The following is a 19,289-nucleotide window of genomic DNA, read 5'->3' as shown; positions in this document are numbered from 1 at the left end:
GTTGCAAAAACTCAAAACTATCTTGATGTTATATAGAGGTAAATCGCTTTGATTTCCTCATCGGTTAGGTCGTATTTGGGCATCATCCCTTTGTCTCTATTCATCGCTTTTTTGAAAGTCTGGAAGTCCATATCGCTGATTTTGGGGGCTTGGATGATTTTATTTTTGCCTTTTTGTTTGTAGCGTGCGATGACTTCGCCCTCGCCATTTTTGCCGTGGCATTTGATACAGCCAATATTTCGAGGGTTTTCATAGAGTTTTTTCCCGTATTCTTGCGGTGTAATAAAGCTTTCTTCCTTAGGATTTTGAGACATCAAACAAACAGGCAAGGTAAAAAAAATACAAAAATACAAAAATCCCTTGTTACGTCCCATAACATTCCTTTTAAAGTTTTAGAAATAGAGTTTTTATTATAATACAGCACTTCAATTTTAAAGGCGATAAAATGACCCTCCTTGATGGCAAATCTTTGGCAGACACGATTGAAAAGCAACTCAAAACGCAAATAGATTCGCTAAAGGGGAATGGGGTAGTGCCCACACTTGCAGTGATTTTGGTTGGCAAAGACCCTGCAAGCTGTGCGTATGTAAATATGAAAATAAAAGCCTGCGAACGCACAGGGGTGGCTTGTGTGGCAAAAAAACTGCCCGAAGACATCACGCAAATTGACTTGCTCCAAATCATTAAAGATCTCAACGCTGACCCGCAAATTGATGGGATCTTAGTCCAGTTGCCCCTGCCAGCACATATCGAGACAAAGTCCATTTTGGAGGCTATTGATCCGTGCAAGGACGTCGATGGATTCCATCCATTCAATGCCGGGAGGATTTTTGCAGGTATTGAAGCATTTGCACCTGCTACGCCGATGGGGGTGATGAGTCTTTTAGAATATTATGACATTTCGTTAAAAGGTAAAAATGTTGCTATAATTGGGGCTAGCAATATTGTTGGCAAACCCTTGGCTTCATTGATGCTTAATGCGGGGGCAACCATCAGTATTTGTCATATATTGACTAAGGACATTGGTTTTTTTACCAAAAATGCTGACATCATCTGTGTGGGTGTGGGCAAACCCGGGCTTATCCGTGCGGATATGGTTGCTAATGGTTGCGTTGTAATCGATATTGGTATCAATCGCTTGGAAAATGGCCAACTCGTTGGTGATGTGGATTTTGACGCTGTGAGCAAAAAAGCCAGTTTTATCACCCCAGTCCCCGGCGGTGTGGGACCGATGACGATTGTTTCTTTGTTGCAAAATACGCTTTTGGCAGCCAGAAAACAAAAAATTGAAAAAATCCAAAAATATTAAGGAATTTAATGAAATTTTTAAGATCGATTTATAATTTTTGCTCTAGCTGGACAGGCACGATTGTTATTGTTTTATTTGTCATTTTCTTTGTTGCACAAGCATTTGTTATCCCTTCTCGTTCGATGGTGGCGACTTTATATGAGGGTGATATGCTGTTTGTCAAAAAATTTTCTTATGGGATTCCCATCCCTAAAATCCCTTGGATCGAGTTCCCTGTGCTACCAGATTTCAAGGGTAATGGGCATCTTTTGGAGGGCAAAAGACCCCAGCGTGGCGATGTTGTGATTTTTATCCCCCCACACGAACCCAAAACCTACTATGTCAAAAGAAACTTTGCTGTGGGTGGGGATGAGGTGATTTTCACATCAAACGGATTTTATTTGCACCCCCACGAAGGGGATGATTATGTCCAATCGCATTATAAAGGGTCTAAAATCGTTGTGATGATGGATAAAAAATTTGTTTTTGAACCCTATTCCCAAGAGCATAAGGGAATCCATTATAATAACGGCAATTCATCGTATTTTGTGATGGCAAATATGGCTCAAACCTCTTTGGATAACGGATTTTTGGGTATGAATGACAATCCCAATCAAGCAGGTATCGCAATGATGCCTGTCAATCTTGATGGCGAATTGGTGTTTTATAAAAAAATCGCTCCTGATGAATTTTTTATGATAGGGGATAATCGCGATGACAGCAATGATTCACGATTTTGGGGGAGTGTGCCTTACAAAAATATCATCGGGAAGCCGTGGTTTATTTATTTTAGTATCAATCTCAAAAACAGCGTTGAATCGGGTGCTGACAAGAATCCTAAAGCGCTATTTACCATCCGATGGGAACGAATGTTTAAAAGCGTTGAAAGTCTTGAAAAGCAGATCAAACGGGTAGGGATGTAATGAATTTTTTCCAACCTGATGTTGTTTTAAAAATACTTGCTTTTTTGATTGCTATCATTGGACACGAGATTATGCACGGCTATGTGGCGTTTCGTTATGGCGATGATACCGCAAAAAAAATGGGCAGACTTAGTATCAATCCCCTCAAACACATCGATCCTATTGGCTCTGTGCTGATCCCTTTGATTTTATTTTTTACCCACGCGCCTTTTTTGTTTGGCTGGGCGAAGCCTGTTCCTATCAATATGAATCTCATCATCGGGCGATGGGGGTATGGTGCGGGTGTAGCTGTGAGTTTGGCAGGCGTGGCTTATAATCTTATTTTTGCACTTCTTATCAGTGGGATTTTGTTTAGTGGGATTTTTGGCAACGATACGGGGGGCTGGACACAGATTTTGATTTTGTTTTTTGTGCAGTTGATTATCTATAATGTTGTCCTGGGGATTTTTAATCTTTGGCCCATCCCACCTTTGGATGGTTCGCAAGCATTGAGTTTTATCTGTCTGAAATTCGGCTTTGATGCCTTGCCGAGGTTTTTTGCACAGATAGGTTCTTATGGGATGATAATTATTTTGATTATTCTGGCTACACCATTGGCGCAGATATTTTTTTATCCCGTGCAATTTTTATTGCATTTTTTACTGACATAAAAAGGATTTTTGATGGTCTATATCTTAGGTAGCGATCACGCTGGGGTTGTTTTGGGTGATTTTGTAAAAAACTATCTTTTATTGCAGGGTTTTGAAGTGCTTGATTTTCTTCCGAAAGATTCCCAAAAAGTAGATTACCCTGATTTTGCCCATAAGGTTTGTGCGGAGGTTTTGAAGCGAGGCGATGCGCGAGGCATTCTTATTTGTGGGACTGGGCTGGGGATGAGTATTGCTGCTAATCGCTTCAAGGGTATTCGGGCTGCTTTGTGTCTGGATGCGTATATGGCAAAAATGTCACGACTGCATAATAACGCCAATGTATTGTGCTTGGCTGAGCGAATCAGCGGGCTTGGTGAAGTGGAGTCGATTTTGGAGACTTTTATTCAGACAGATTTTGCAGGTGGCAGGCACGAATGCAGGATTTCAAAAATCGAAGCTTTTGAATAATTTTGAACGATAAGGGGTCATCAAGATGATGAATATGGCGTTACAATGGTTTTTTATTACCGCTTTTATTTTGTTTGTTCTTTATATGGTGGTGAAAACGTTTTTTTATAAATCCATTGCAGAAAGAGAAGAGCGCAACTCCGCTTCGATGAAGCTCACTTTACAAGAAGCTGAAATCTTGATCCAAAAACACCAACTCCAACTCCAAAGAGCCTTAGGGAATATCGATATTTTGACTCAAGAGATGAATTCGCTCAAAAACGAGGTAAAAACGCTTAAACAAAGGAACTCGCAATACCGCACAGAAACTGATAAATACAAAACCAGAATCAAAGATTTAGAACAAAAAATTGAAGCGCTCTTATAAGGAAAACAATGCACCCAATTTCTGAAAAACTAAAAAAAGATTTACTTTCTGCCATCAGGGATGTCCCTGATTATCCAAAACCCGGGATTTTGTTTAAGGATATCACGACTTTAACCAATCACCCCATTTTGTTTGCATCCCTCATCGATGCTTTAAAAACCCGTTACGAAGTTTTCAATGTCGATTTTGTTGCCGGCATTGAATCACGAGGATTTATTTTTGGTGCAGCGCTGGCTTATGCTCTCAAAGCCGGGTTTGTTCCGATTAGAAAAAAAGGCAAACTCCCCTCTGAACGCTTGAGCGAAAGATATGAGCTTGAATATGGTTTTGATGAGATTGAAATGCATACTGATGCCTTTAGGGGGGTCAAGGGCGCTCAAGTTATTTTGATCGATGATTTGATCGCTACAGGCGGGACTGCCCAAGCTGCACTCAATCTAATCAAACGTGTGGGTGCGACCTGTATAGAGGCTTGTTTCTTGCTGGATTTGCCCCAATTAGGCGGTGCTGAGAAATTGCGTGAATCTAGCAAAGTCTTCACGATATTGAATGCAGGGCTTGAAAATGGGTATTGAAGAATATATCATCGAGCTTTGGGATACCTATGTAGCCGATTGGGGCTATTTGATTTTATTTTTGTGGAGCATTTTAGAGGGCGAGCTTGGTTTGATATTTGCTGGGATCGCCGCACATACCGGGCATATGAATGTTTTTCTGGCGGTGTTTGTTGCGGGGCTTGGGGGATTTGTAGGCGATCAGATTTATTTTTATATCGGCAGGTTCAACAAAGGCTATATGCAGAAACGTTTGAGTAAGCAACGCAGAAAACTCGCCTTAGCCCATCTTTTGCTACAAAAATACGGCTGGCCTATCATATTTATCCAAAGATATATGTATGGTATGCGCACGATTATCCCGATCAGTATTGGTTTGACACGTTATAGCGCTTTGAAATTTGCGATTATTAATCTCATCAGTGCTTGGGTTTGGGCTGCTGTAACCATTCTTTTGGCGTGGTTTTTGGGCGATCAAATCCTGCATATATTAGGATGGCTCAAACACCACCCTTATATTTTTGTGATTTTGTTGGTTGTTTTCTTGGGGTTTGTGATTTGGTATTTCAATTCCCATACAAAAAAGATCGATAAGAAAATTCAAAAAATCCAATCGCAACTTGAGATCGAGAAAATAAAAAAATAGGGAAGGAAAAATGATGTTAAAAATTAGCTTAGAAAAAACAAGTTTTGTAGAAACCAAAGCGGATTTGGGTATTGTATTTGTTGTGGATAAAAATCTCAAACACCCCTGGGTAATGCCTGCGGTGTTAAAAGAATTTGGCTATGAGGGCGAGGGGATTTTTTTTGACCAGCAACACAAAATCCTCTATGTAGGTATCAAATCTCTTAACCCTGAAATGCCTTTTGATCCTGAAATGCTTGCAGAGGCGGGCACACAAGCGATTCGCTATATCAAAAAAATGCCTTTTGCCACTGCTAAAATCGGTATTTATGGCGACAAAAAAATGATGGAATCGCTATTTTTAGGGATGTTGCTTGGAACATATGTGTTTGAACAATACAAAAGCAAAAAATCCCCCCCATCATCAGAAACGTTAAAAGAAATTTTTGTCGCTAATGAATGTTTTGATGGGGCAGATTGCACCCTTTCCCCAGAGGATTTTGATGGGGCATTTAACAAGGCTTTGATTCTAGCAGAGAGTATGGTTTTGGCTAGAGATGCTATCAATACGCCCCCAGAAGACGCTACTCCTTTGTTTATGGCAGATTTGGCACAAAAGATTGCGAAGGAAAATCAGCTCAAATGTTTTATCGGCGATGAGGCATTTTTGAAACAAGAAAAAATGGGTGCATTTTTGGCGGTAAATCGGGCTTCTGCACACCCTCCACGATTGATTCATCTGACCTACCAGCCCAAAAAATCACGTGCAAGAATTGTGCTAGTAGGCAAGGGGCTTACCTATGATAGCGGGGGTCTGAGCTTGAAACCTGCTGATTATATGGTAACAATGAAAGCGGACAAAAGCGGGGGTTGTGCGGTTTTAGCCATTATCAATGCCCTCGCAAAGATGGAAATCCAAGCAGAGATTCACGCGATTGTCGGGGCGACCGAAAATATGATCGGGGGAAATGCCTATAAGCCTGATGATGTGCTTTTTGCTCGTGAGGGCAAGACCATTGAGGTGCGAAATACCGACGCTGAGGGGCGATTGGTCTTGGTGGATTGTTTGAGTTATGCCCAAGATCTTAAACCCGATTATTTGATTGATATTGCCACGCTCACAGGGGCTTGCGTGGTGGCATTGGGAGAATACACTAGCGGGATTATGGGGCATAATGAAGCACTGAAAACGAGATTTGAAGATTTGGCTTTGACTTCGGGCGAATTGGTCGCAAAGCTCCCTTTTAATCGCCATCTTAATAAACTCATCGAATCCAAAATCGCTGATGTTAGCAATGTCGCTTCCTCAAGATATGGCGGGGCGCTCACTGCGGGGATATTTCTGGGTGAATTTATTCGTCCAGAATACAAAGACAAATGGCTACATATCGATATCGCTGGTCCCGCATATGTCGAGAAAGATTGGGGTATCCATACCGCTGGGGCGAGCGGTGCGGGGGTGCGGGCGTGTGTGGCATTCGCTCAAGATGTAGCAAAGAGGGGCTAAAATGGGACTTTCTATCGGTATCATCGGCTTGCCAAATGTCGGGAAATCTAGCACATTCAATGCGCTCACCAAAGCCCAAAATGCCCAATCTGCTAACTATCCTTTTTGCACTATCGAGCCCAATCGTGCTGTCGTGAATGTCCCTGACAAACGACTTTTAGAGCTTGCTGAAATCGTCAATCCCGAAAGGGTTTTGCACTCTGTGGTTGAGTTTGTCGATATTGCTGGGCTTGTCAAAGGGGCGAGCAAGGGCGAGGGGCTAGGCAATCAGTTTTTGGCTAACATCAAAGAATGCGATGCGATTTTGCATATCGTGCGTTGTTTTGAGGATTCAGATATCACGCACGTTGAGGGCAGGATTGACCCGATTGGCGATATTGAAATCATCGAGCTTGAGCTTTTGCTTGCTGATATGCAGAGCCTCAACAAGCGAATCGAAAAGCTTTCCCGCCAAGCAAAGGCTGATAAGAATGCCAAAGAAGCACTAGAATGCTCTGAGGCACTCCTAAAACATCTTGAAAATTCCCAACCGGTGCGGACATTTGGGCATAAAGACACTGAAGCATTTCTTGCTCTTGAAAGGGAATTGCGATTTTTGAGTAACAAAGAAGTCATTTATGGGGCAAATGTTGATGAGGCATCCATCGCTTCTGGTAATGCGTATTTCAAAAAAGTTCAAGAATACGCCCGCAAGCAGGGTTGTGAGGTGATTATGCTGTGTGCGAAGCTTGAAGAAGAGATGGTCGGGATGGATGAGGATGAGCGTAATGAATTTTTGGCAAGTATGGGCTGTGAAGAAAGCGGGCTTACCCAGATTATCCGCACAGGTTTTGCTAAGCTTGGTTTGTTGAGTTATTTCACCGCAGGGGTCAAAGAGGTGCGTGCTTGGACGATCCACAAAGGCGATAGTGCGCCTAAAGCTGCTGGGGTGATTCACAAGGATTTTGAAAAAGGCTTTATCCGTGCGGAGACGATTTCTTATGATGATTTTATCAAATACGGCGGGGAGGCAAAAGCCAAAGAAGCTGGGGCTGTTCGGATAGAAGGGAGAGATTATATCGTTCAAGATGGCGATGTGATGCACTTTCGATTTAATGTCTAAATTCAAAAAGATTTATATCGAACTCAGCGATATTTGTGGCTTGAAATGTAGTTTTTGCCCCGCTCCCAAGGGGGTTCGCAAAACAATGCCACTCGATTTGTTTGCACGGGTTTGCCAGCAGAGTGCGCCCCTGTGTGAAAGGATAGCATTCCACGTTTTGGGTGATCCCTGCAAAGTGCAGAATTTGGGCGATTATTTAAGGATTGCTAAACAATATGATTTGCAAGTTGATTTGGTTACTAGTGGCTTTTATCTGCAACCCTCGATTTTTACTTTGCTCCTTTCCCCGCCGATTGCACAGGTTTCTATCTCTCTGAATGCTGGTTTTGATAGGCGCAATCACACCCCAAAAGATTATCTTGAAAATATCTTGAATTTCTGCACTTATAAGATTCTAAACGATACCCCCAATTTCATCAATCTGCGACTCCAAGATAGCACGCTTGATGATTTGTCTTGGGTAAAAGATACGATTTTAGAGGCGTTTGGTGTTGCTAATACGGGATTTCAGACACGTTTTCGCTTGGGTAAAAAGGTTTTTTTGAATATCACCAAAACCTTTGAATGGCCCAAGATTGCGCCCCAAAATATTAGCAATCCAAAAAAATATTGCCACGGACTGATTTCTCAAATAGCGATTCTATCTGATGGGAGCGTTGTGCCTTGTTGCGTGGATTCTAGTGGAAAAATCAATCTTGGTAATCTCAAGCAAGACAATCTCGCCAATATACTCACAACGCCTCGGGCGAGCAGGATACGGGAGGGATTTATGCGTGGGGAGGCTTGCGAGGAGCTTTGCAAGCATTGTGCTTATCCTGCCAAACGCCTCTAAAGTTTTTTGAAATAAAACTATGCTATCATATTAAAAACCAATTATTTGTATAAAGGAACGCAGTATGTCGAATCTATCGCAAGTCGATCAAGTTACGAGTTTGCACAAAAATAACGAACTTCAATTGCTGTGCTTTCGTTTAGAGAAAAATAAAGATTTGTATGCGGTGAATGTTTTTAAGATACGTGAAGTTGTCAAGTATAAGGGTGTCCTCACCATTGTCAGCCACGAAAATAGCTCCTTGGTTGAGGGGTTGATTACGATTCGTGAGCTCACTATCCCGCTTATTGATATGAAAAAATGGTTTTATTATGACAGCAAAAATAAAGGCAAAGATTTAAGACCTTATAAAATCCAGCGCGAAGAAGATGAAGACGATATTATTATGATTTGTGAGTTTTCACGATGGACGATTGGCGTGCGTATCTATGAAGCCGATAGGATTTTGAACAAAAAATGGACAGAAATGGAGCAGAGCGCTGGGGTAGGGGGGAATGGTGGCAATAGCAAATTGGTAAGTCGGACACGATATTTTGATGGCAAGCTCGTGCAAGTGGTGGATATTGAAAAAATGCTTGTGGATGTTTTCCCGTGGATCGAGGAAGAAAAAAATGAAGAACTCAACAAAGTCAGTAAGGTCAAAACCAACAAGAGCATATTGCTCGCTGATGATAGTCCCAGCGTTTTGAAAACAATGCAAATCATCCTCGATAAGCTTGGCGTGGAGCATAATGATTTTATCAATGGGCAGAAATTGCTTGATTATTTATTTTCTCCAAACACTGATATTGATAATATTGGAATGATTATCACCGATCTTGAGATGCCCGAAGCGAGTGGTTTTGAGGTTATCAAGCAGGTGAAAAACAATCCGGGAACATCCCATATTCCTATTATTGTAAATTCTTCGATGAGCGGGAGCAGTAATGAAGATATGGCACGATCGTTAAACGCCGATGATTTTATATCCAAATCCAACCCTATAGACATAGAAAGAGCTGTCAAGCAGTTTATTGGAAATCAAGCACATTAAAAATGAATTTTTTTAAAATCCCCACCCCTTGCTATGTCTTGGAAAATGACAAGTTAAAAAAAAATCTTGAAATATTAGATTTTGTGCAACAACAAACGGGTGCAAAAATCTTACTCGCTTTGAAAGGCTATGCGTTTTGGCGAAGCTTTGAGTTGGTTAGAGAGTATCTCAAGGGTTGCTGTGCGAGTGGCATTTATGAAGCGATGTTGGCGTTTGAAGAATTTGGCTCACGAGAGATTGACAAAGACATTTGTGTTTTTTCTCCTGCTTACAAGGCTTCTGAGATAGAGCAACTTTTACCCATTGCGACCCATATTATTTTCAATTCTTTTTCGCAGTGGCAAAAATTTAAAGCAAAAATTGAACTAAAAAACAAACAGCTCCAGTCCTTGGGGCTTTCTGAAATCCAAGTAGGTTTGCGGGTGAATCCGCTTTATAGTGAAGTGTATCCACCTATCTATAATCCCTGCATTCCCGGAAGCCGTTTGGGTATTGTGCCGAGCGAATTTAGCAAAGGCGTGCAAGAGTTTGGATTAGACGGGATTGATGGATTGCATTTTCACACCCATTGTGAGCAAAATTCTGATGTGCTTGAGAGGACATTAGAGCATTTCCAAAAGCATTTTGAGCCATATTTTTCGCAGATGAAACAGATGAAATGGCTTAATTTCGGGGGCGGGCATCATATCACACGCTCGGATTATGATGTGGCAAAACTCATCACGATTATCAAGGATTTTCGCTCAAAGCATCATAATATCGATGTATTTTTAGAACCCGGAGAGGCGGTTGGCTGGCAAAGTGGGTTTTTACTAGGCGAAGTTATTGATATTGTGTATAACGAAATTTCCATCGCGATTTTGGATGTGAGTGCGAGTGCGCATATGCCAGATTGCCTTGAAATGCCCTATCGTCCCAACATCAAAAAAATATCGCAAACCAATGAGGGGGAAGTAATAGAAGATGATAGGGGTGCGAGCGGGGGCAAATACGCCTATCGCTTGGGCGGTCCGACGTGTTTGGCTGGCGATGTTATTGGGGATTATAGCTTTGATACGCCTCTAAAAGTGGGCGATAGGATTTTGTTTGAGGATATGATGCATTATACTATCGTGAAAAACAACACATTTAATGGTGTCCCACTCCCAAGCTTGGGTGTTATTTCTAATGGAAAGTTCGAGCTTTTAAAAAGCTTTGAATACAGCGATTATAAAAATCGCAACTAAAATTTTAGATAATTTTTTGTCTGGCGGATGGCTTCATAAAGCACTGCGCCGACTGCTGTAGCTAGATTAATACTGCGTGTGCCTTGTGTCATTGGGATTTTTAGGCTTTGTTGGGGGTTTTGGATGAGGATATTTTCATCAAGCCCTGCATCTTCTCTGCCAAAATACAAAAAACATTCATCATTAAAATCCGCTTCATAATAAGACTTTTTTGCTTTGGTGCTGAGGAAAAAATGGTTTTTATCAATAGGATGGGCTTCCCAAAAATGCTCGGCATTTTCCCATTCTGTGAATTGAAGCTTTTCCCAATAATCCATGCCTGCCCTTTTGAGCGATTTTTCATCGATAAAAAATCCCAGCGGATGGACCAAGTGCAATCTTGCATTGCCAGCGACGCAAAGCCTACCGATGTTTCCGGTATTTTGGGGGATTCTAGGTTCGATAAGCACGATGTTAATCATCATTCTCCTTTTTTATAGATAATTTTATCTATTTTTTGATAGAATTTTTATTTTAGTTATCCGAAAATAGATTAAGTTTAAATTATAAGGAGTAAATAGTGCTTTTTGGAAAAAAGAATATAACTGAAGAATCAAAAATTAGAGAAGAAATGCAAAAAATGGGTGATGTTTTGAATGCTGTCAATCGCTCAATGGCAAGCATTGAATTTGACCTTGATGGGACAATTATTACTGCAAATGAGAATTTTTTGAAATTAATGGAATACCGCTTAGATGACATCAAAGGCAGACACCATAGTATGTTTTGTGATCCTAAATTTGTCAATTCTGATGATTATAGAAGATTTTGGGGCAAGCTAAAAAATGGGGAATTTGAATCGGGCGTTTTCAAGCGATATACACGTTCGGGAAAAGAAGTCTATCTTGAAGCGAGCTACAATGCTATTACAGGGTCTGATGGCAGACCTTATCGTGTTGTCAAATTTGCCACGGATGTAACCCAAAGTGTTATTTTCAAAAACGATCTTGAAAGCGTGCTAAATGCCGTCAATCGTTCGATGGCTACCATCGAATTTGATCCTAAGGGCGTGATTGTGAATGCTAATGAAAATTTCTTGCGGGTGGTAGGCTACACACTTGATGAGATCAAAGGCAAGCACCATAGTATATTTTGTGAAAGGTCATTTGTCAATTCCCCTGAATACTCTAGATTTTGGGAGAAACTCCGAGCTGGTGAGTTCCAATCGGGTGAATTTGTGCGTATTGCCAAAGATGGCAAACATATCTATTTGAATGCCAGCTATAATCCGATTTTTGATTTGGATGGCAAGATTTACAAAGTCATCAAATTTGCCTCTGATATTACCGCTCAAGTCAATCGAGACAAAGAAAATGAAAAATTGGCTTCCGAATTGGTGTTAGAAAATGATGAGCTTACCAATAATGGAGCTGATATTATCGAAAAGACTGCGGGCAATATCCGCCAGATCTCTGAATCAATGCAATCAAGCTCCAATCTGGTTTCTTCGCTTGATGTCCAATCTGGCGAGATAACATCAGTAATCCAGACCATCAAAGACATCGCTGATCAGACCAATCTTTTGGCTCTCAATGCTGCTATCGAGGCTGCTAGAGCGGGTGAGCACGGCAGAGGATTTGCTGTCGTTGCTGATGAAGTGCGCAAACTCGCTGAGAGAACCGGGCATTCTATCACTGAAATCACCACAACGATCAACTCAATGCGTGATGTAACTTCCCAAGTTGTCGAGAGTATCCGTGTGAGCCTCGATCAGATAGATAGTAGCGTGGAGCTTGCTAATGGTGCAAAAGATTTTATGGAGCAAATCCGAGAAAGCTCTTCAAGGGTTGCCAAAGCTATTTTAAATAAGCCTAAAGACTAGCATTTATCATCATAGCTTGATGATTTTTGCGCCAAATCCTCCCATCTGCGGGGGTGCATCGCAAAACCCCAAGACTTTTGGGTGTTTGCTTAGAAATTCCTTGATAGCAAATGCGAGTTTTCCTGTCCCAATCCCGTGATATACCATCACTTCATCAAACCCAGCAATGAGGGCATCAGAGAGAAAAATATCGAGTTTTTCGATGGCTTCTTCAGCCCGGTATCCGTGTAAATCCAAGCTAACATTGGCATTTTTTGGATTTTGAAAATGCACTCTTGGGGCGACTTGATGGGGATTGTTAGCAAAATTTCCAATAAGCTTGAGTTTTTTAGCTTCAATCTTTAGCTTCATCCCCTCATCAAGCTGTATCTGACAAATATCACCATTTTTTGCTACCACCACGCCTTTGTTGGAGCCGTATTTGATCCTATCGCCAATCTTGATTTCTTTTTTGGGAATAGGCGTGGTTTTGAAAATTTCATCTTGTTTTTTGAGCGTGTTTAAGATCTTGTTGGCGTGATGGATATTGCGGTGGATGTCGCTGATTTCTTTGTCTTTGATAGTTTGTTTGAGTTGGTTTAGCGCCTCTTGATAGGTCCTCTGTAGCAAGGATTTTTCTTTTGCGTAGTCATTTTCAAGTTTTGTGATAAGGTCTTGTTGTTCGGTTTTTTTCCTTTCATATTGATCGATTTTCGCCTCCAATGCGCACGCTTTTTGTTTGAGCGAGATTTCAAGCTGTGCGGATTTTTCGATGAGTTCATTCAATCTTTCTTTATCTTTTCCATACACCTCTTTGGCTTTTTTGATGAGATTTTCTGGGATACCATATCGTTTGGCAGTCTCAAACGCATAGCTTTTGCCGATACTTCCGTGCAAAAACTCATACGTAGGGAGTTGCCTTTCTTCATTAAAAATCGCAGCGCACATCTGAATGCGCCCATCTTGTGCCATCAAAGCAGCGAGGCGCTTGTGGTGGGTTGTGATGATGATTTTGGCATTTTTATCAAGCAAAAATTCCAAAAGCACCTTATAAAGGCTACTCCCCTCATCAGCGTCTGTGCCAAGCTCGATTTCATCGATACCAATAAGTATGTCTTCTTGGGTCAAGATTTTGCTAAAATCAACCATACGCCCGGCAAATGTCGAGATGTCATTTTTGCTATTTTGCGGGTCTGAGATGATGGCAGCGAGGTTTTTGAAATGGGGGATTTTTGAATGAAATGCATTGATTTTCATTGGCAACAAATGTTTGGACAAAAAAACACTTGTCAAGATGGATTTGAGTAACATCGTTTTCCCGCCCGCATTCACGCCCGTAATCATCAAAAGATTCGCAGAAAAATCAATGCTAATAGGCTTGGGGTGCGACAATGCCGGGTGAGAAAAATCCTTTAAAACAATTGCTTTGCCCGTAGGTTTATTGATGACAAATTCGAGATTGTAGGCTTTGGCAAAAAACACCCGTGCTTGGAGATGGTCGAATTTATCAAATTCTTTGTTGATAAAATCCAAAAAACGCACCTGTTTGCCTAAAATCGCAGAGATATTTTTGCAGATTTCATAAACACAGATTTGGAGTTTCTCATTTAGTTCGGAGATTTTTTGATGGACACTATGGATGGCTTGAGGCAGGAGATAAAAAAATCCGCCTTGAGAGCGTGAAATAACAATCCCGCTGATGGCGTGATGAAATCCTGCTTTTAATAGCAGGGTTTCATTGCCATTGATGTAATGGATTTGTTTATCGACGAAATAAGCAGAGAGTTTTTGTGAGCTAAGGATTTCTGAGAGCGTTTTTGAAATCTGGGCTTTTTGCCTACAGATGGCTTGCTCAAGGCTATCGAGTTCTGCATAAATACCCGCTTTTATCTGCCCATTGGGTTCAAAAACTTTCATCAAATCCCATAGAGCAGGGGGGATTTCTATCTTTTGGAGATACGTGCAAAGATGGGAGTCTTTTGGGATTTGGGCAAGGGATTTGAGATAGCCAAAATACCGAATGATTTTGATAAATTCAAAAATTTCTTCGAGTTTGAGGACGCCGATTTTTTTGAGATGGAGGATCTGTGTATCGAGCGGGTTTATCTTGGGCGGTGGGGTGAAATCGATCGTGTCAAGTTCAGCTATAAAACGACCAAAGACAAATCGATCGCCCTCTAAATGGATAGGTTTTTTGCGGGCGAAAAATTCCTCAAAAGAAGCGATAAACTCCCGCAAATCCAGCTTGTCAATCAAGGATGCATACGAATGATTTTCTTGCATTAGTCTCGTTGGAGTTCTTCCTCGAGATTTCTTGAAACAGGCTCTTCAGGGTTTTCCTGCGTGATGATTTTGCAATTATCCAAAGGGATAATGATATTATTCATCGGGCCATCTTTTTTGCCAATAAAGCTTAGCGTCCCTGTAACGAGATTGAAATTTTCTCTATTGATGATGACCCCGTTACATTCGAGCGATTGTCCCCGCAAAAAGGCAGTTTGGAGCATCATATCGTTTTTGTCTGATTTGCTTTGAAAATAACTATAAACGCCCGCAAATACGCCAAATAAGACCAATGCCACAAGTGCGATCGTTCTTTGTTTGGGTGTGATGATGCCAAAATCTTTCAAGATAAAATACAAAAGTGAGAGCGTGAGTGCTAGCACCAAAAAGATTGCTAAAAATGCAGGCATTATTTTTCTCCTCTGAGTTGATAGGTAATATCACCCGCCCCAAGACCGATGAGAATGCCCTCATCGATGGTTTTGATGATTTTGTCTTCATAAATAAGCTCTATGGTTTCGCCCACTTTTTTGAGTCTCCTAGCAAAGATGGGGCGATAATGCCCAAAGTTTTTTTCCATATCAAACGAAATTTCGCTTTCCCCCGCCCGATATACAGGCAAGATGATGAGTTCATCGCAATATTTTTCAAAACATTTTTGGAATCCCTCCAGATTATCCAAAAGCCGTGAATATTTGTGCGGTTGCCAGATGGCGATGATTTTATTTTTTGATTTCAAATCCGAATAGATTTTGACAGATTCAAGCGTGGCTTTGATTTCTGTAGGGTGATGGGCATAGTCATCAATGATAGTCAGTCGCCCTTTTTGCAGGATGTCAAAGCGTTTTTTGATGCCTTTGAAATGGGCTAAATTTTTTCTGATTTCTTCGATTTCACGCTCTGTCTTAGCAGACAAAATCGCCAAAGAAGCGTTGATAGCGGTATGTTCTCCAAAGCCCCATACTTCAAATTCCCCCAAGTCTTTTAGTTCAAAGCGGGTGCAGGGCTCATCATCTTTGAGTGCGTAGGTGATATTAAAAATATCTTTTGAGGGAAAAAGCTTGCAAGCCTCTAGCTCTAGGCTCGCCAAAAAGGGATCTTCGGCATTGATACACCGCACGCTTGCACTCTGGAGAAACTGCCTATAAGCCCCATAGAAAATCTCCAAATTGTGTCCGTAGTTTTCCATATGCTCGGGTTCAGCGTTCGTAACGATGGCGCAGTAGGGATTGGAATTAAGGAAGCTTTTATCCGATTCATCCGCTTCAAACACGATACTTTGGCTTTCAATTTCACGCACATTTGAGCCGTATTCTTTCGTATCTGCCCCGATGATTGCACCAAATTCAGGAAAAATCGCACTCAACATCGCACTCGTAGTGCTTTTGCCGTGCGCCCCGCAAACGCTAAAAACCCGCTTGTTACACAAGATAAATTCCAAAGCCTCTTTTCTTGAAAGAATCAGAATTTCTTGTTTTTGTGCCTCTACAAGCTCGATATTATCGGGCTTGATGATGGCTGAATGGATAATGAGATCTTGATTGTTGATAGCGTCTTTGTTGTGCGGGATAGTGATAGGGACACCAAGAGTGCGCAGGTATTTTGTCGCATTATTGTCTGTGATATCTGAACCGCTAATTTGCGCCCCTTGCGCTTTGAGATATTTGGCAAGCCCAGAAATCCCTATCCCGCCGATACCTACGAAATGGATTTTTAGCTTGCTAATATCTTTTTTGAGAATCATTGATCGCCTTTTTGATAGGTTTTTAAAAAACTTGCAATGGTTTTGAGCGCACCCTCTAAGATGTCTCCCTCATATACCAATGCAATTCTAACATATCCTTTGCCCATTCCCTCCCTGCCAAGAAAACTTCCCGGAAGCACCAAAATCCCCTCTTTTTCATAAAGCTTTTGTGTGAAATCCGTGTCATTTTTGACTTCAAACCACAGATAAAACGCATAGGGCGGGATATGAGCGTGGGGAAATATTTCCTTTGCGATCTGGAGATTTTTAGCATATTTTTTGCGAATCGCCTCACTGGTTGCAAAATCCCCCCACGCTTGCGCACTCGCTCGTTGGAGCGGATTGGGTATCGCACAGCCTAGATAACTGCGGTATTGCCCATAAGCTTTCAAAATCCCCTCATCACCGGCAATAAACCCACTCCTAAGACCGGGGGCAGAAGAACGCTTCGAGATAGAATTGATCGCAAGGATATTTTTAAAATCCTTATTCCCGACTTCATAGGAAGCTTGCAGGATAGAGGCTGGCGGGTTATTTTGGTAGATTTCACTATAGCATTCATCATTGAGGAGGACAAAATCATAGCGAAGTGCATCTTTTACCCATTGCTTGAGTTCTGTGATACTTAGCGTCGCACCCGTTGGGTTATTTGGCGAGTTGAGGATAACAAGATGGGCTTGGCTTTTTTCTTCGTGGGTCAAGATAGGTTTAAAATCATTTGTAGTTTTGAGATTCATATAGATGGTTTTTGCCCGACAAGCGATACTTGCCCCCTCATAGATCTGATAAAACGGATTGGGATGAGCGATAATCGGGGCAGGCACATCAAAAAGCAAAAATTGAGGGAAGTTAAACAACACCTCACGAGTGCCTAGCGTAGGGATAATCTGCGTAGGTTTTAGCGTGATATTAAAGCGTTTTTGGACAAAATCTAGCTGGGCGTTTTTGAGATAGTCCTCACCAGCACTTTTGGGGTAATACCGCAATTCATCAGCGTGCTTTATGAGCGTTTCTACGATAGGGCGAGGGGTTGGAAATTGTGGCTCCCCGATCGTGAGCGTGAGACCTTGTTTTTGTGGCGTGATGGGTGCGATGAGTTGCTTGAGTTTTTCAAAGGGGTAGGGTTGGAAATTCACTTTCTTACTCTTTTATTCTATTTAAGGTGTTTTGAAAACAACCATTGTATAGGAAATTTCGTAATTTTTTGCTTTTAGTCTTGATTTTTTCACAAAGGGTTGCTAAAATACCCGCCTTGATATTACAGACATATCTTGCGGGAATAGCTCAGTGGTAGAGCACAACCTTGCCAAGGTTGGGGCCGCGGGTTCGATCCCCGTTTCCCGCTCCATACTTTTGACTTTCTTGATAAATATAATTTAAACCTAAGCTTTGATTTCAAATCTCTGTGGCTCAAGTTTATTTTTATGTTTTTTAATTTTTGATAAAATGCCCGGGTGGTGGAATTGGTAGACACAAGGGACTTAAAATCCCTCGGATATTGCTTCCGTGCCGGTTCAAGTCCGGCTTCGGGCACCACAGACAAAGAGACGGCGACATAGCCAAGTGGTAAGGCGTGGGCCTGCAAAGCCTTGATTCCTCGGTTCGAATCCGAGTGTCGCCTCCAAATCGTTCTTAGAGTTTTTCAATCGTGTTTTTTGTTTCGGGAGATGGCTGAGTGGTTGAAAGCGGCGGTCTTGAAAACCGTTGAGGGTAACACCTCCGGGGGTTCGAATCCCTCTCTCCCGGCCATAGTTTTTTCTTCAACTATCATTTAAAATCATCTCTAGTAATTTGCCATCATTTATCACCATCAAACAACCTAAAATACGTTACTCTATGGATTAATAACATTCTTATATTTTTCATTTATCATCATTTATTATCATCTAAAATAATTTAAAATTGGGGACAAGCATAAGCAGCAAAAAATACGAGGGCGTGCGGTTCAAATCCCTTAGTGATGGCGACATCGCCTATTATGTCCGATTCACTAAAGATGGCAAGAGACACGAGGTAAAAGTTGGCACGAAATTTGGTGGCTGGAGTGAAAAGCTAGCTTTCAGTAAGAAAATCGAGCTAGAAAATGATTTTGTAGCCAATAGCCCTATCACGTTCGCAATGGTTGCAGAGCGTTATCTCCCGGCCATAGTTTTTTCACTACTTTTTTAACTGCTACAAATCAAATCCGATCATTATTTTTCACCCCCCATATTTAAAATCTACAAACAAAATATCTTGCGTTTTTGCATATTTTTTTAGAATTTTTTTCAAATCCATTCAGATTTTTGCCCCCAAATCCACCCCAAAATCTCGCTTTTTATTCCTCTCTCACCCTTTAAATCCAAAATTTTCAATTAGTATTTATATTTATTTTATTCAAAAATAAATTGTTTTAGTAAATCATTTGATTTGAAATATCTCAAAAATAGCTATAAAATTGCCAATTTAGCTTATCTCTCTAGCTATTGCAAAAAAATTTCAGGATAATTTAAAGAAACTTTATAATATAATACCCCTTTTCTTAATACCCAAAATTTCAAATAAAGGAATGGATTATGAAAAACATAATCAACAACGATATTCTCCATTGCGTGCGGGGGGGGGGGCAAGATTATCTTAATAGCCCTTTAACTAGTCAATCCAACCCTACAGATAAGCTTCAAAATTCAAAAACAGCTCAAGTTTCCCAACAATCTCAAAAAGCTTCTGAATCTCACAATCTCAAACAAATTCAAAAGCCTTTCAAACCCCTTTTCTCCATCATCTTGGCTTCTTTGATGGGGAGTGCTTTGGTATATGGGGCGGATATTTCTCTAGGTGGTGATACTACTTGTTCTACAGATGGCACAGAAGCTTGCCTCACTGGCA

At 41.2% G+C, this 19,289-nt stretch carries 21 protein-coding genes and 4 tRNA genes; 19 read left to right on the top strand and 6 right to left on the bottom strand.

The annotated features are described in order from the left end of the window. Window positions 1-17: 17 nt before the first annotated feature. Window positions 18-374, bottom strand: a complete 357-nt coding sequence (locus tag BJI48_RS07655) for a cytochrome c (protein WP_095333643.1) — start codon at window positions 372-374, stop codon at window positions 18-20. 71 nt (window positions 375-445) lie between these two features. Here BJI48_RS07655 and folD point away from each other — a divergent pair, with 71 nt between their 5' ends. From folD to nspC, 12 genes are all read left to right on the top strand, one after another. Further along, on the top strand, window positions 446-1,309 hold the full coding sequence (gene folD, locus BJI48_RS07650; RefSeq protein ID WP_095333641.1) for a bifunctional methylenetetrahydrofolate dehydrogenase/methenyltetrahydrofolate cyclohydrolase FolD: 864 nt from the start codon (window positions 446-448) through the stop codon (window positions 1,307-1,309). Between the two features lie 8 nt (window positions 1,310-1,317). Then, the gene (gene lepB, locus BJI48_RS07645; protein WP_095333639.1) at window positions 1,318-2,211 is read left to right on the top strand and encodes a signal peptidase I; all 894 of its coding nucleotides are present in this window, start codon (window positions 1,318-1,320) and stop codon (window positions 2,209-2,211) included. Then, on the top strand, window positions 2,211-2,861 hold the full coding sequence (locus tag BJI48_RS07640) for a site-2 protease family protein (protein WP_095333637.1): 651 nt from the start codon (window positions 2,211-2,213) through the stop codon (window positions 2,859-2,861). The genes lepB and BJI48_RS07640 overlap by 1 nt, the downstream gene beginning before the upstream one ends. Window positions 2,862-2,873: 12 nt before the next feature. Next, window positions 2,874-3,308, top strand: coding sequence for a ribose 5-phosphate isomerase B (gene rpiB / locus BJI48_RS07635; RefSeq protein WP_095333635.1), 435 nt, complete (start codon window positions 2,874-2,876; stop codon window positions 3,306-3,308). A 34-nt stretch (window positions 3,309-3,342) separates the two neighbouring features. Continuing rightward, window positions 3,343-3,675, top strand: a complete 333-nt coding sequence (locus BJI48_RS07630) for a hypothetical protein (protein ID WP_095333734.1) — start codon at window positions 3,343-3,345, stop codon at window positions 3,673-3,675. A gap of 17 nt (window positions 3,676-3,692) precedes the next feature. After that, window positions 3,693-4,250 (top strand): adenine phosphoribosyltransferase, encoded by a 558-nt coding sequence (locus BJI48_RS07625; RefSeq protein ID WP_095333732.1) that lies wholly within the window; start codon window positions 3,693-3,695, stop codon window positions 4,248-4,250. After that, entirely contained in the window at window positions 4,246-4,875 is a 630-nt protein-coding gene (locus BJI48_RS07620; RefSeq protein WP_095333729.1) for a DedA family protein, read from the top strand. The genes BJI48_RS07625 and BJI48_RS07620 overlap by 5 nt, the downstream gene beginning before the upstream one ends. A 13-nt stretch (window positions 4,876-4,888) precedes the next feature. Further along, entirely contained in the window at window positions 4,889-6,361 is a 1,473-nt protein-coding gene (locus BJI48_RS07615) for a leucyl aminopeptidase (RefSeq protein WP_095333633.1), read from the top strand. A 1-nt stretch (window position 6,362) separates the two neighbouring features. Continuing rightward, a complete protein-coding gene (gene ychF / locus BJI48_RS07610; RefSeq protein WP_095333631.1) occupies window positions 6,363-7,463 on the top strand; it encodes a redox-regulated ATPase YchF in 1,101 nt (366 codons plus the stop codon). Then, window positions 7,456-8,295 (top strand): radical SAM/SPASM domain-containing protein, encoded by an 840-nt coding sequence (locus BJI48_RS07605; protein ID WP_095333629.1) that lies wholly within the window; start codon window positions 7,456-7,458, stop codon window positions 8,293-8,295. The genes ychF and BJI48_RS07605 overlap by 8 nt, the downstream gene beginning before the upstream one ends. A 64-nt stretch (window positions 8,296-8,359) precedes the next feature. Continuing rightward, the gene (locus tag BJI48_RS07600; RefSeq protein ID WP_095333627.1) at window positions 8,360-9,328 is read left to right on the top strand and encodes a chemotaxis protein; all 969 of its coding nucleotides are present in this window, start codon (window positions 8,360-8,362) and stop codon (window positions 9,326-9,328) included. Between the two features lie 2 nt (window positions 9,329-9,330). Beyond that, on the top strand, window positions 9,331-10,554 hold the full coding sequence (gene nspC, locus BJI48_RS07595) for a carboxynorspermidine decarboxylase (RefSeq protein ID WP_095333625.1): 1,224 nt from the start codon (window positions 9,331-9,333) through the stop codon (window positions 10,552-10,554). Here the strand turns inward: nspC and BJI48_RS07590 are convergent. Continuing rightward, window positions 10,551-11,018, bottom strand: a complete 468-nt coding sequence (locus BJI48_RS07590) for a tRNA (cytidine(34)-2'-O)-methyltransferase (RefSeq protein ID WP_180763089.1) — start codon at window positions 11,016-11,018, stop codon at window positions 10,551-10,553. The genes nspC and BJI48_RS07590 overlap by 4 nt on opposite strands. A 146-nt stretch (window positions 11,019-11,164) precedes the next feature. On the opposite strand from BJI48_RS07590, the gene BJI48_RS07585 reads away from it, so the two are divergent. After that, on the top strand, window positions 11,165-12,415 hold the full coding sequence (locus BJI48_RS07585; protein WP_257874440.1) for a PAS domain-containing methyl-accepting chemotaxis protein: 1,251 nt from the start codon (window positions 11,165-11,167) through the stop codon (window positions 12,413-12,415). A gap of 9 nt (window positions 12,416-12,424) precedes the next feature. Here BJI48_RS07585 and BJI48_RS07580 read toward each other — a convergent pair whose 3' ends face one another. From BJI48_RS07580 to BJI48_RS07565, 4 genes are read right to left on the bottom strand one after another with little or no spacing between them, the layout of a single operon-like run. After that, window positions 12,425-14,677 (bottom strand): endonuclease MutS2, encoded by a 2,253-nt coding sequence (locus BJI48_RS07580; RefSeq protein ID WP_095333621.1) that lies wholly within the window; start codon window positions 14,675-14,677, stop codon window positions 12,425-12,427. Beyond that, on the bottom strand, window positions 14,677-15,087 hold the full coding sequence (locus BJI48_RS07575) for a hypothetical protein (protein ID WP_095333619.1): 411 nt from the start codon (window positions 15,085-15,087) through the stop codon (window positions 14,677-14,679). Before BJI48_RS07575 ends, BJI48_RS07580 begins: the two co-directional genes overlap by 1 nt. Beyond that, entirely contained in the window at window positions 15,087-16,421 is a 1,335-nt protein-coding gene (gene murC / locus BJI48_RS07570) for a UDP-N-acetylmuramate--L-alanine ligase (RefSeq protein ID WP_095333617.1), read from the bottom strand. The genes BJI48_RS07575 and murC overlap by 1 nt, the downstream gene beginning before the upstream one ends. Next, window positions 16,418-17,557: a succinyldiaminopimelate transaminase gene (locus tag BJI48_RS07565; protein WP_095333615.1), complete on the bottom strand. Its 1,140-nt coding sequence runs from the start codon at window positions 17,555-17,557 to the stop codon at window positions 16,418-16,420. The genes murC and BJI48_RS07565 overlap by 4 nt, the downstream gene beginning before the upstream one ends. Window positions 17,558-17,694: 137 nt before the next feature. On the opposite strand from BJI48_RS07565, the gene BJI48_RS07560 reads away from it, so the two are divergent. From BJI48_RS07560 to BJI48_RS07535, 6 genes are all read left to right on the top strand, one after another. Then, window positions 17,695-17,769 (top strand) — tRNA-Gly (locus BJI48_RS07560). 100 nt (window positions 17,770-17,869) lie between these two features. Beyond that, window positions 17,870-17,957 (top strand) — tRNA-Leu (locus BJI48_RS07555). Window positions 17,958-17,970: 13 nt separating this feature from the next. Beyond that, window positions 17,971-18,045 (top strand) — tRNA-Cys (locus tag BJI48_RS07550). A 37-nt stretch (window positions 18,046-18,082) separates the two neighbouring features. After that, window positions 18,083-18,170 (top strand) — tRNA-Ser (locus BJI48_RS07545). Between the two features lie 153 nt (window positions 18,171-18,323). Beyond that, window positions 18,324-18,590, top strand: a complete 267-nt coding sequence (locus tag BJI48_RS07540) for a hypothetical protein (protein ID WP_095333613.1) — start codon at window positions 18,324-18,326, stop codon at window positions 18,588-18,590. Between the two features lie 386 nt (window positions 18,591-18,976). After that, the coding region (locus BJI48_RS07535) for a hypothetical protein (RefSeq protein ID WP_143428786.1) at window positions 18,977-19,289 on the top strand (313 nt) is incomplete at its 3' end.

The organism is Helicobacter sp. 11S02596-1, from assembly GCF_002272825.1.
In the GTDB taxonomy this organism is placed as follows: Bacteria; Campylobacterota; Campylobacteria; order Campylobacterales; family Helicobacteraceae; genus Helicobacter_J.
Note: the sequence above shows the minus strand (reverse complement) of the source record. Positions and strands in the feature narration are given on the sequence as shown.